Annotated in this window: 8 protein-coding genes; 3 read left to right on the forward strand and 5 right to left on the reverse strand. The window is 70.9% G+C overall.

What is annotated here, in order from left to right:
* Positions 1-76 precede the first annotated feature (76 nt).
* Entirely contained in the window at positions 77-745 is a 669-nt protein-coding gene (locus ACTFAP_RS08745; protein ID WP_500468696.1) for a hypothetical protein, read from the forward strand.
* A gap of 440 nt (positions 746-1,185) precedes the next feature.
* Entirely contained in the window at positions 1,186-1,791 is a 606-nt protein-coding gene (locus tag ACTFAP_RS08750) for a hypothetical protein (protein ID WP_500468698.1), read from the forward strand.
* A 12-nt stretch (positions 1,792-1,803) separates the two neighbouring features.
* Here the strand turns inward: ACTFAP_RS08750 and ACTFAP_RS08755 are convergent, their stop codons facing one another.
* Positions 1,804-3,339 carry a N,N-dimethylformamidase beta subunit family domain-containing protein gene (locus ACTFAP_RS08755; protein WP_500468699.1) on the reverse strand — a complete coding sequence of 512 codons (1,536 nt, stop codon included), beginning with the start codon at positions 3,337-3,339 and terminating at the stop codon, positions 1,804-1,806.
* A 74-nt stretch (positions 3,340-3,413) separates the two neighbouring features.
* On the opposite strand from ACTFAP_RS08755, the gene ACTFAP_RS08760 reads away from it, so the two are divergent.
* Complete coding sequence (locus tag ACTFAP_RS08760; RefSeq protein ID WP_500468700.1) at positions 3,414-3,947, forward strand: HAD domain-containing protein; 534 nt, start codon at positions 3,414-3,416, stop codon at positions 3,945-3,947.
* 8 nt (positions 3,948-3,955) lie between these two features.
* On the opposite strand, the gene ACTFAP_RS08765 is transcribed toward ACTFAP_RS08760, so the two are convergent.
* From ACTFAP_RS08765 to ACTFAP_RS08780, 4 genes are all read right to left on the reverse strand, one after another.
* Entirely contained in the window at positions 3,956-4,681 is a 726-nt protein-coding gene (locus ACTFAP_RS08765; RefSeq protein WP_495684120.1) for a Clp protease N-terminal domain-containing protein, read from the reverse strand.
* A gap of 147 nt (positions 4,682-4,828) precedes the next feature.
* The gene (locus tag ACTFAP_RS08770; RefSeq protein ID WP_495684121.1) at positions 4,829-5,488 is read right to left on the reverse strand and encodes a hypothetical protein; all 660 of its coding nucleotides are present in this window, start codon (positions 5,486-5,488) and stop codon (positions 4,829-4,831) included.
* A 106-nt stretch (positions 5,489-5,594) separates the two neighbouring features.
* Positions 5,595-10,427, reverse strand: a complete 4,833-nt coding sequence (locus ACTFAP_RS08775; protein WP_500468701.1) for a DNA repair ATPase — start codon at positions 10,425-10,427, stop codon at positions 5,595-5,597.
* Positions 10,428-10,559: 132 nt separating this feature from the next.
* Positions 10,560-12,590 (reverse strand): flotillin family protein, encoded by a 2,031-nt coding sequence (locus ACTFAP_RS08780; RefSeq protein ID WP_400013564.1) that lies wholly within the window; start codon positions 12,588-12,590, stop codon positions 10,560-10,562.
* Positions 12,591-12,712 lie beyond the last annotated feature (122 nt).

Raw genomic sequence — 12,712 nt, forward strand, 5'->3', positions numbered from 1 at the left:
CTGGGTCGCACGGTGCAGGCACGAGTTCGTAGGGTGAGGGTTCAAAGCACTCAAACCCCGCCGATACGGAGCCGCCGTGACCCGCCGCCGGACCAGGACCGCCCTGATCGCCGCTACCGCGGCCACCGCCCTGCTGCTGACCGCCTGCGGCGGAAGCGACAACAGCGACGCCAGCGACGACATTCCCGGGGTCGACGAGACGACCGAGGAACCGGGCGGGCCCGAGGACGAGCCGGAGGAACCCCCGGCCGATGAGGGCCGGGAGGGGCGCCCGGACATCGACCTGGGCGGTAATTACGAGAACGTCTATGCGGATGAATTCACAGGCGATCCTGCCATCGATGAGATTCTCCTGGACAATCAGGGTTTTCAAGACGCTGTCGCAGAGGCCATCGTCAGCTACGACAACGAGCGGCCATCCCTGAGGTATTACGTCGCTGATCAGGCTCTTTACAGCACGCTTGACCTTCTGGACAACGTGTATCAGACAGGGAATTCATCCGCAGGAGTCGCCACGTACTTCAATCGCAATGTCACTCTTCGCGAGGAAGGTATCGCCACGATCACCTTCTGCCGAGATTTCAGTGAGATCTACACCATTGACTTCGAAACCGGAGAGACCGTGGAAGAAGCCGAACCCGGATCACCGGCTTCCCGGTACGTGGCACGCATGCAGCAGAATGATGAGGGCGTCTGGCAGACAGTCGAATACGAGCTGTTCAGAGAGGATGCCGAATGTCGGTGAGACAGAGGCACAACAGGAAGGTCACAGCCATCACCGCCCTGGCCATTACTGTAGTCGCCATACCGTCGGCGGCCGGCGCGGACTTGCAAGATGGACTGGACAACACCCCCTCAGGAAACGCCGATGGAAAGTCCATCGAGGCCAGCGTCGGAAGGCCGGAGGGGGTCCGAATCAGCTACAGCGGCAATGGCCTTGGTGGGAGCGGAGGACTCACCAGCGTCGATACATCCTGGACGCCGCCCGCCTGCTACTACGCTCCGATGTATACACCCGAGGAATACCAGGCGTATTGGGCCGAACTTTCCCGCGAGTTCTACAGTTCTGGCTGGCCACAGGATGACAAGGACCTGCTTCGGGAGAATCTCGAGGACTCCTACGGCGAGAAGGGAGAGTATCCGAACTACAACATTGAAAAGCAGGGGGAGGGAATGTTTTGGCAGGTGGTCAGGAATGACGCCTACCCCATCGAGGATCAGCTGGCCTGCGAATACCGCACCTTCTTCGTGGAGTTCGGCGATCCTCCCCCGGACGTTCCTCGCGTGGTGAACATCTCCACCCTCGCCGAGCTCGCCTACGAGCGCGTCCGCGTTCCCGACACCGACATCGAGCTGAATCCGGACGGCGAGCAGACCGTCAATCTCGCGACCTGGGTGTGGCTCGATCAGGCGGCCTTCGAGCCGGTGTCCGTCACCGCGTCCCTCGATGACTACGGGCTGTGGGCCACCACCACCGCCACGCCCACCACGCTCACCATCGAGCCGGGCACGTCCGACGCCCGCCTGCATCCGGCGTCCGGTGAGTGCGCCGTCGGCGGTGACGGAAGTATCGGGGAGCCGTACAGCCGGGGGCGGTCCGGGGAGGAGCCGCCGTGTGGGGTGACCTATCTGCGGGCCACGCACGCCACCGGTTCCTACGGGCTGACGGCCTCGCTCACCTGGGAGATCTCCTGGGAGGGGTCGGACGGCAGTGGGGCCTCGCTGCCGTCGGGGGTGTTCGAGACGACGCATGAGATCACGGTGAGCGAGGTGCAGGCCATCGTGCGGTAGGGGCCGCCGGTCTCAGGTCCGGTCGCCGTACACCTCGGGGACGTTGCCGTGCGCCGGGTGGGTGCGAGCGGCCGGGCCCTCGGCGAAGGTGCGGAGGACGTTCTCCGTCACCCTCGTCACGAACTCCCCCGTCCGCGCGTCCATCCCATGGTTTCCGCCGTTCTCGTCCGTCCCCGCCATGAGGGCTTCCACCCAGCGCATCGTGCCGACCGCGAAGACTCCGGCGCCGCTGTCGACCGTGTAGTACGCCGAATCCTGATGGCTGGCACGGCCGTTGCACACCAGAGGCGAGTGCGCCACGATCTCGATGCCCTCGGGGGTGGGCGCCTCGGGCGTGACGCGGTCGTACTCGGCCCCCACCAGGTGGTCGAACGCGTCGCCGGCCCGCACCCCGGTCCCCTCGAAGGCCCAGTGCTCGGGGCGGTGCACGACGTACGGGGCGTCCACCGGGTAGCCCTCGTACAGCACGCCGGTCAGGGACGATTCGGGGTCGGCGCCGGGGTCCGCGCGGAAGTCGGTGGTGACCAGGGCGTCCTGGTGGCCGTGGTGGGGGTCCCGGGCGGCGGCCGACTTGTAGCAGGCGACGATTCTGCGTTCGCCCGCGTGCTTCGGCTCCAGCGGTGTCGGCTCCAGGCGGATCCGGCGGAAGCAGGTGTTCGCCCCGAGGATCGCGAGGTTGGTGCCCGCGTCCCGCGCCCGCGTCAGGTGCTCTCGCTGGGCGGGGGTCATGTATTCGTCGTGGCCCAGGATCACCACCGAGGCCGCGTCCTTCAACACCCCTGGGTCGCGGTCCACATCGTTCCCGGTGGTGTACGCCAGCGGCAGCCCCAGCCGTTCGGCCAGCACCACCGCCGCCCGCTCGTACGCCAGGAACTTCTCGGCCCCGTCCTTGTCGTAGGGCCGGTCGAAGCTCACCACCAGGGCCCGGGTGCGGTCCTGGCCGTCCTTGCCCTCGTACAGGCTGTACCCGCCCCAGCGGTTGTACGCCTGCCAGGTCGCCGGCGCGTGCAGCAGGACCGTACGGCCCGCCGCCTCCCGCGAGCGCACCACCAGCGGCACGTACCGCTGTCCGCCGTCCCCGCCCTCCGCGTCGAGCCGCAGCAGGTAGGCGCCCTCGGGCCACCCCTCGGTGGGCACGGAGAGGCCGCGTTCCCAGTCGGCCCGTACGGTGCCGGTGGCGGGGAAGAACGACGGGGCCCCCTGCACCACGCCCGGCTGCGGCTCGGAGTGCCACACGCGGCGGGCCTGCGCCCCGCCGTACCAGCCGATCCGGTAGGCGGAGACCCGGTATGCGGGCGCCGGGGTGGAGACGTACAGGCCGAACTCCTCCCCCGGGTCCACGCTCACCCGATCGGCGTACCCCTCGATGGCGTCATCGGCCCCGGTGTCGGTGATCCGCCAGCCGGGGTCGCCGGTCTGGGCGGCCTCGCCCGCCGGGTCGGGGTCCTGGCCGCCCCACAGGAAGCAGGCGCCCGCGATTCCGGCCCCGGCCGCCGCGCAGGCGCCCAGGAAGCTCCTGCGGTCCAGGCCACCCTCCTGCCCTGTCATGACCTCAGGCTGTGACACCCCCCGGGGCCGGGCAACTCTTCCACCCGGCATCCCGCGCTGCTACGGTCCCCCGCGTGGACACGCGTCCGGTGCTCTTCCTCGATGTCGACGGACCACTCAATCCCTTCGCGGCCGGACCGGAGCAGGACCTGCCCGGGTACGGCGCCCATCGGATGGAACCGCCCAGTTGGACCGCCCGGTACCCGGGGCGGTCGCTGCTCGTGCGGCTCAACCCCGCGCACGGCGAGGAGTTGCTGCGGCTGGCGGGCGCGTACGAGCTGGTGTGGGGCACCACCTGGCAGGACGAGGCGAATTCCTTCATCGGTACGGTGCTGGGCCTGCCGCCGCTGCCCCATGTGCGCTTCGGGCCGGTGCCGTTCCTGGCGGCGCCGCGCACCGCGCCGCTGCACTGGAAGACCCGCACCCTGCTGGCGTACGCGGGGCGCCGGCCGTTCGCCTGGGTGGATGACGAACCGACCGACGCGGACGCCGCGTTCGTACGCGAGCGGCACCCGGCCCCCGCGCTGCTGCACGGGGTGGATCCGGCGCGCGGGCTGGGCAGTGCGGATTTCACCGCGCTGGCCGAGTGGGCCGCCGCCCTGCCCTGAGGAGCCGTTCAGCCCTGCTTCTGCTCCAGGAACACCGCGAGTGCTTCGACAAGTTCGGTCTCGGCCCGTTCCTTGCGCACGCCGAGCCCGGACAGCACCCCGTTCCCGTCCTCCAGTTCCAGCAGCGCCAGCAGGATGTGCTCGGTGCCGACGTAGTTGTGGCCCAGGCGCAGCGCCTCGCGCAGCGTCAACTCCAGCGCCTTGCGCGCCCGTACGTCGTAGGGGACGAGCGAGGGCGCCTCGCCGTCGGTGGCCTGCGGCAGGGCGGCGATGGCGTCCTGCCGTACAGCGTCGAGCAGCACGTCCTGGCCGGTGATGAGCTTGGCGGCCAGGCTGTCGGGGTCGGCGATCAGGCCGAGCAGCAGGTGCTCGGGGGTGATCATCGTGTTGCGGGCGGCCTGGGCCTCGTTCTGGGCGGCCATGACGACGTTCTTGGCGCGCGGGGTGAACTGTCCGAAGTCCTGGGCGGCGCCCTCGCTGGGGACGAACCGCTTCTGGGCGGCCTGCCGGGTGACGCCCATGCTCTTGCCGATGTCGGTCCAGGAGGCGCCGGAGCGGCGGGCCTGGTCGACGAAGTGGCCGATGAGATGGTCGGCGACGTCGCCGAGGTGGTCGGCGGCGATGACGGCGCTGGTCAGCTGCTCCAGCGAGTCGGTGTGGGTCTTCTTGATGGCCTCGATGAGGTCGTCGAGGCGCACGGAGCGGTTGATCTGAGTGCGTTCGGCGTCAGTCATGTGTCAACCTTAGGTTGACAGCCCGGAGAGTGTCAACCTTCGGTTGACGCCGTCCGGCAGGGCGGCCGGACACATGACGGTGGCCGCCGGCCCGCAGGCCGGCGGCCACCGTGTGACGCGCCCGGGTCCCCCGAAGGGATCAGAGGATCAGTTCAGCGCCCAGGTGTACTCGGCGTCATCGGCCGCGGCCCACGTGACCTCGGTCAGCTCGCTGCCGTCCGGCACCAGGTACATCTTGCAGTCGTTCCACACGTCGCCCTCGGCGAACGTCTTGGGATCCTCGGCCGCCGGGCAGCCACCCGGGATGTCCATGCTGCCGATCATGATCACGGAGGGCATGTACTGGCCGGTCGCGAGGCGCGCCGACTGCTCCAGGCTGGGACGCGCGTACTCCAGGGCCTCGCCCCCGACATGGGCGTAATCCGTGTACAGGTACATCGGCGTGGTGCCCTCGAGGTCCTCCGGGTCGAAGATGTCCAGCGCCTCGACATCGGCGATGTCGCCGGTGTCCAGCTTCTGCACGGTCACTTCCAGTTCGGCCGCGGCCTCGCTGTACTCGTACGGGAGCGGCCCGGCGGTCTCGCCCAGGGCGAGGTTGCCACCGGAGCCCTCCGTCGCGTCGTCGTCCCCGGCGGAGTCGTCCTCCGCCGCGTCCTCGTCCTGGTCCGTGTCCTGCTCCTGGCTCTGGTCCGGCCCGGATCCGGCGTCCGAGCTGTCGCCGTCGTCGCTGCCACAGGCGGTCAGCGTCAGCGCCAGGACGGCGGCGGGAGCGGCGGCGCGCAGCCAGAGGTTCTTGCGGTGTGACACGTGGAACTCCCCGTTGGTTTCTTACATCGAACTGACATCCACCCTAGGTGGCGCATATCCGCGTTCTGTCACACGGACGTAGCAGCCGGACACGCGAAGCGACCGATCACCCCGCGTAGGCCAGCTTGATCCGCTCCCACCGCGCCTGCTGCTCCGGGCCGAGCCGGCCGCGCAGTTCCGCCAGCTTCAGCAGGTTGGCCTCGGCGCCCGTGGTCAGGGTCTGGGCCTCCGCCAGGTAGTGGTCGTCGATCAGCGCCTCCAGCTCGTCCTGGTTCATCACCGGGACGATGCGCTCCGCCAGCTTGTTGGTGTTGCGGTACGAGCCCTGGAGCCGGAACGGCGGCTCCGTGCGGCTCGCGTCGTCCTGCGTCGCCGAGGCGATGTACGCCGCGTTCACCGCCAGCGTCGTGCGCTGCACGTACAGCAGCTTCCGCAACACGGACAGGATCTGCTCCAGATCGGCCGCCCCGTACGGATGGGCGAGGCGGTCCGCCGTCACCGACTCGTCGCCGCGCGCCAGCCGCACCAGCAGGTCCACGTCCGAGCGCTCGCGCGCCGCCAGCGGGGCCAGCACCGGGTTCGCGGTCAGCGCGTTCTCGATGTGGCTCAGCGCGAACAACTCGTCCCGGCCGGAGAGCACATCACCCAGGTTCCACACGTCCGCGCGGTTGGCCAGCATGTCCGGCACCCGGAAGCGGGTCCCGGACTCGGTGAACGGGTTGCCCGCCATGCACACCGCGAACCGCTTGCCGCGCAGGTCGTACGTGACGGCCTCGCCGTCCCCGACCCGGACCCCGTCGATGCGGCGCTGCGCGTCGCACAGCGGGATGAACCGCTGGAGCAGCTCGGGCGAGGTGTGCTGGATGTCGTCGAGGTAGAGGAAGACGTTGTTGCCCATCTCCAGGCCGAAGTTGAGCTTCTCCACCTCGCGCCGGGCCGCCGCGTCCGGAGCCGCCGCCGGGTCCAGGGAGGTGGTGTCGTGGCCCAGCGCGGGGCCGTCCACCTTCACGAACACCAGGCCGAGCCGGGCCGCCACGTACTCCATCAGCGTCGTCTTGCCGTACCCGGGCGGGGAGAGCAGCAGGAGCAGGCCCTGGCTGTCGGTGCGCCGCTCCTCGCCCGCCGTGCCCAGCTGCTTGGCGAGGTTGTCGCCGATCAGCGGCAGATACACCTCGTCCAGCAGCCGGTTGCGCACGAACGCCGACATCACCTGCGGGCGGTACGCGTCCAGTCGCAGCCGGCGCCGTTCGGCGTCCAGCAGCGCGTTGCGGCGCCGGATGTACTGCCGGTGGGCGGGCACCCGGTGCGTCCTGAACTCCGTGGTGCGGGAGAGGAACTCATCCAGCCGCAGCGGCAGTTCGCCGGAGGCCACGCGCGGGTGCGCGCCGAGCAGGCCGTCCACGCGGGCGGTGAGCGGGGCGTCGATGGCGCGGTGTTCCACGTCCTCGCCGCACAGTTCGAGCACGGCGGCCTCGGCGAGGTCGGTCGCCTCGCGGCCGGACGACTCGGTGAACGCCGTCAGCCACGCGGTCACGAGCTGGTGCCGGGCCGCCAGGTCGTCGCCGAGCGAGACGACGTCCTGCGCGAACTCCTTGGTGCCCGCGGTGCCCAGCGCCGTACGGAAGTCCTCCAGCAGGTTGCGGGCCGCGGCGCTGGTGGCGAAGCGCGGGGTGTGGCCGGTGGCCAGCGCCAGTTCCTCGAAGAGGTAGCCGCCGGCGTCCTCGCCCGGTGCCGGTGGCAGGGCGTGCTCGATGCGGAATGTCTCGATGGCGGTGGTCAGTTCGGCCGCGAGCCGCTCCACGGCCGCGACCTGCCCGAAGGCGGTGCGCGCCCGGCCCAGCGACTGGGCGCGGGTGGTCCACGCCCGCCGGTCGGCGTCGGTGGCGCCGTACGCCCAGAACAGCTGGGCGGCGGCACGCACCTCGGGCCCGTAGCGCAGCAGGTCGGCGTGGTCGCGCAGGCGCAGCAGCACGGCGAGGATGCGGGCCGCGTCCTGGTCGTGGACGCCGCGGTCGTACCCCTCGTCGTAGGCCGCCTCCGCCGTGCGGCGCACCTGCGACAGCAGCTCCGCCTCGCTCTCCCCCGCCGCGCCCTGGGACAGCACCGTGGCCGCCAGGTGCTCCGCGCGGTACACGGCCGGGGACTCCGAAGCGAGCGGCTGGTCCCAGAAGTCCTGGGTGGCGGCGAACTCCGGGTCGGTGACCGGTGCCCGGTAGTCGGTGCCGGTCACGGCGAACGACAGGGCGCCGTCCTGCGGCACCAGCGTCAGGTCGATGGGCTGGGTGTTGACGCCGAAGCTGTGCCGGCCGAGCCGCACCGTACCGTCCGCGCCGAACAGGTCGGCGCGGTCGCGCAGCGCCCGCCCCGCCTCCTGCCGGATGGCCTTCAGCCGGCCGGTCAGCTCCTCCGCCCGGACGGTCTCGCCGATCTCGCGCAGCTCGCCTGCCGTGGCGCGCACCCGCTCCACCAGCGGATCGGCGGCGAAGTAGGCGTTAATGTCGTCGAGTGTGGGCAGCGCGGTCGCGCGCCGGGTGACGGTGGACAGGATGCGGTTCGCGGAGGAGGCGAGCCGCTCGGCGTGCCGCGCCCGCTCGTCCAGCTGGGCCTGCTTGCGCGCCGAGAACGTCTCGTAGATCTCCTCGCGCTGCCCGGCCAGCTGGGTGAGGAAGTCGTCGAACGAGCCGAACCGTGACTCCAGGTTCTCCAACTGGAGCAGCAGCCTGCCCAGTTGCTCGTCGCACTCCTCGGGGGTGCGGGAGGCGGCCAGGGCGCCGGAGACCGCCTGGCCCAGCAGCGCGTACTCGGCGGCGAACTCGGCCCGCCCCTCCCGCTCCAGCAGTTCCCGGCGCCGCCCGTCGAGCACCGCTCGGGCCCGGTTGACGGCGCCCATCACCTCGCCGATGCGCTCCAGCAGCCCGGTGCGCACGGTGGCGTCCGCGATGTCCAGGCCGCCGATGACGTCGGTGACGATGCGCAAACCGTCCGCGTGTTCGCCGATCTCCGCCAGCAGCGGGTCGGCGACGGCGACGCTGTCCACCCTCGCCGCCCGCTCCGTGAGTTCGGCGATCGCGGCCCGGGTGTCGTCGAACGCGTCCTCGCGGGAGAGAAAGGCGACCGCGCGCCGCCCGGTGGCCGCCAGCGACTCCCCGAGGCGCTCGCCGATCGCGGCCAGCGCGTCCAGGTCGATGTGCCGCACCTCGCGCAGCGACTCGGTGTGGCCCTGGGCGCGGCGCAGTTCGGTGAGCACGGTGACCCACTCGGCCGCGCCCTTGGGGGCTTCGCCGCGCGCCCGCCGGATGAGCCGTTCGGCGTGCTCGCCCGCCTCGGCCAGTTCCTTCGCCGCCCGCGCCCGCTGCTCCTGGACGCGCTGGTACTCGTCGATGACCTGCTCGGCGGTGGCCCGCAGGGTGGCGGTGGGCTCGTCGAGACCGGCGAGGCCGTCGAGGCCCAGCCAGTGGTACTGGTCGGTCAGCCGGTCGCAGGCGGCGGTGATCGCCTCGAACACGGCGGTGCCGGCGGCGAGTTCGCTCGCCAGCCGGCCCACGGTGAGGGCGTCGGAGATGCCGCGCACCAGCTCCGCGTTGCCGATCCGGGTCAGCGGTCCTTCGCCCACCGGGGGCGCGGCGGCGGCGTACGCGTCGGAGGTGAAGGGGCTGCGCCACACCTGCACCGGGTGGACGAGGGCCGGTTCGCCGTCGTTCCCGGCGCGGCTGATGGCCAGGGTGCCGTCGTCGAACAGCGCGAAGCCGTGCGAGGGCAGCGGGTTGGCCACTTCCTTGCGGATGAGGTTGTAGGGCAGCAGGAGCGTGTGGCCGGTGGCGGGGGCGTGGAAGACGTACAGCACGTCCTCGCCGTTGGGCGAGCGGATGGCCTTCTCGTACGCGAGCCCGGCGGTGTCGGTGGCCTCGAAGGTACGGGCGGCGGCGCCGGGCGGGGCGGCGGCGAGGTAGTAGCCGCCGGGGAAGATGATGCCCTGTTCGTCGGGGAGCGTGCGGCAGGCCTGGCCGATGCCGTCGAGGCGGACCACGTCCTGGGTGCGGGTGTTGAAGACGAGGTAGCGGTGGACGCTCTCGTTGTACGGCAGAACGCGCAGCAGGATCAGCGGCCCGACGCGGGCGTACGCGATCTCGGCGTCGGCGAGGGACTGGAGCGGTTCGTCCACCGGCTCGTGGTGGATGCCGTCCGCGCTGTCGGTGTCGTTCTCGGTCTTGAGGGTGAGCCGGCCGCCGACGGTGGCGACATACAGCGCGCCCTCGATGCTCACATGCGGGTGCGTGCCCAGGATGTGCTGCTCGCGCCCGGTGTCGGTCCAGCCGAAGTCGTAGGGCTCGGGGAAGACATGGTCGCGCTCGCCCTTGGCGTCCAGGTACTGCGGGGTGCCGTCGGGGTGGATGCGCCAGCGCAGCACGCGGATGTCGCTGAGCCGGTCGCCGGTGCGGAAGACGGCCAGCAGCAGGCCGCCGGTGAGCCGCAGCCGCAGCAGCTGGGCCTGCCGGAAGTAGCGGTAGAGGCTCTCGAAGTCGCGCTGGAACGCGGGGTCATCGAGCAGCCCGGGGACGGCGTCGGGCGGGGCGGGCAGGAAGTGGCCGTCGTCGGCGCCGCCCGCGCTGAGCCGGTGCAGCCCGAAGACGTCGCCGATCGCGGTGTTCTCGGTGCCGGAGGCGCCGGTGCCGCGCGGGTTGTAGCCGGCCAGCAGGACGCCGCCGACCTGGACGATGTCGCGCGGGACGCTCTCGCGCCCGGTGCGGACCCGTTCGGTGGCGAGCAGGGCGAGTTCACTGCCGCCGAAGGTCTCGATGCGGCGGGCGTTGAGCGTCTGCGCGCGGGCCGCCAGTTCGGTGGCCGCGGCGGACATCCGGGCCCGCAGTACGTCGTAGGTGCCGGCATCGAGCCGGGTGTCCTGAGTATCCTGGGTTTCCTGGGTGTCCTGGGTGCTCACGTCGTCAACCGTTCCCGTATCCCGTTTCCGATCCCGCTCCGGTCACGTCACCCGTCACCGGATCTTCCCCCGCCCCGTCCGTCCGCCGCCGGCCCGGCCCCCGCGGGCCGGACCGGCGGCGGACGACGCGCCCTACTTGTCCAGCGCGACCGCGCCGTTGACCTTCGCCAGGTCGGTCAGCCGGACCTCGCCCAGACCCTGGGCCGTGACGGCCTTCAGCACGCCGCGCAGCTGCCCGGTGTGCTCACCGCCGCCGGCGATCAGGGAACCCAGCAGCCCGGCCAGGGTCAGGTCGCGCACCCCGGCGGCGCCGAGACCGGCGGCCATCGCGCCGATGTCCTGGGTGAAGGTGGAGTTCTCCTTGTCCAGCCACGGCCCGGCCAGCGCCTGCGCGTGCTCGGAGCTGTTGACGAACCCGTCCAGGCCCCGGCCCGCCGAGATCGCGCCGATCAGCTTGTCGAAGAAGACGGTGTCCCCGCCGACGATGTCGATCTTGGCGTTCTCCAGGCCGGTGGCGACCACCGTGGCCTGCGCCTCGGCGATCTGCCGCTGCACGTCGATCCCGGCGATCCGGATGTCCTTCTCCGCCTCCAGACGCAGCCGGTACTCCTCGTGCTCCCGGCTGGCGGCGTCCAGCGCGGCCATCGACTCGGCCTTGAGCTTGAGGCCGTCCGCCTCGGCGGTCATCTTCTCGCGCAGCGCCTCGGCCTCGGCCAGGCCCATCTCCTTGGCCGCCTCGGCCTCCGCGTGCCGGGTCTTGGCGATGGCGTCCGCCATCCGCTCCTTGACCTCGGCCTCGGCCAGGCCCTCGGCAGAGGTGTCGGCACGCTTGCCCTCGGCCAGCCGGATCGCGGCCTGCGCGTCCAGGTCGGCCGACTTCAGCCGCGCCTCGGCGAGCGTGAGTTCTTCCTTGGCCTTGTGCACGGCCGCGGCCTCGGCCGCCTCCGCCGCCTTGATGTCCTTGACCAGCTGCTCCTGCGCCTGGGCCTCGGCGGTGATGATCAGCGCCTGGCGGTCGCGCTCGGCCTCCTCGACGGCCCGCAGCTTCTTGATCTCCTCCTCCTGCTGGGCGACGGTCTTCTCGACCGCGATGCGCTCGCGCACCACGTCCGCGATGTCCCGCTTCTCGCCCTCCAGCTCCTTGTCCTTGGCGATGCGCTGGAGTTCGGTCTCCCGCTCGCGCGCGATGACCTCCAGCATCCGGTCCTTCTCGATGCGCTCGTTCTCGATCGCCACGACGCGGTCGCGGTTGAGCTTGGCGACGGCGACCTCGCGCTCGCGGTTCTCGTTCTGCACGCCGAGGGCTTCCTCGGTCTTGATGTGCGCGGTGTGCGAGCGCAGCCGCTCCTCGGCCTGGACGCGGGCGGTCTCGGCCTCCTCGCGGGCGCGTACGGTCTCGATCTCGCGGGTCTGCTTGATCTCGGCGTCGGCCTGGCGGCGCTCCAGTTCGAGGACGGCCTCGCGGGCGTCGACGTTCTGCCGGGTGATCTCCTTCTCCTCGTTCCGGCGGAACTCGTTGGTGAGCACGTGCTGGTGCGCGGTCAGCTCGGTGATCTTCCGGATGCCCTGGGCGTCCAGGATGTTGTCCTTGTCGAGCTGGGAGAGCGGGGTCTGCTCCAGGTAGTCGATCGCCGCGTCCTCCAGGCTGTAGCCGTTGAGGTCGGTGCCGATGACGGCGATGATCCGGTCGCGGAACTCGTCGCGCTTGGTGTACAGGTCGGCGAAGTCCAGCTGCTTGCCGACGGTCTTGAGCGCCTCGGAGAACTTGGCGTTGAACAGCTCCTGGAGCGTCTCGCGGTCGCTGGCGCGCTCGGTGCCGATGGCCTGGGCCACCTTGATGACGTCCTGCACGGTCTTGTTGACGCGCACGAAGAACGAGATCCGGATGTCCGCGCGGATGTTGTCCTGGCAGATCAGGCCGTCCCGCCCGGTGCGCCCGATCTCGATGGCCTTCACGGAGATGTCCATGGTCTCCGCCCGGTGCAGGACCGGGAGGACCACGGCGCCGGTGAAGGTGACATCGACCTTGCGGACCTTGGAGACGATCAGGGCCTTGCCCTGCTCCACCTTGCGGAAGAGACGGCTGAGCATGAAGACGACGGCGATGACGATGATCAGCGCGGCGGCGATGAGCACGCCGAGGCTGGTTCCTATGGTGTCCATCCGGTTGTGAACCCCTCGTGGTCGGTCGAGAAGATGTGCGGCTGTAGAAGGAGATGCGGTGAAGACCGCGTGGCGCGCGGGGGCGCCGTTTCACGGGTGGGGCCGTCGAAGGGGGGACGCGC

Source organism: Streptomyces sp. PH9007 (assembly GCF_059813725.1).

Coding starts and splice junctions, on each gene's coding strand:
- ACTFAP_RS08755 (WP_500468699.1), bottom strand. CDS start 3,339: ATGACAGGGCAGGAGGGTGGCCTGGACCGCAGGAGCTTCCTGGGCGCC.
- ACTFAP_RS08765 (WP_495684120.1), bottom strand. CDS start 4,681: ATGACTGACGCCGAACGCACTCAGATCAACCGCTCCGTGCGCCTCGAC.
- ACTFAP_RS08780 (WP_400013564.1), bottom strand. CDS start 12,590: ATGGACACCATAGGAACCAGCCTCGGCGTGCTCATCGCCGCCGCGCTG.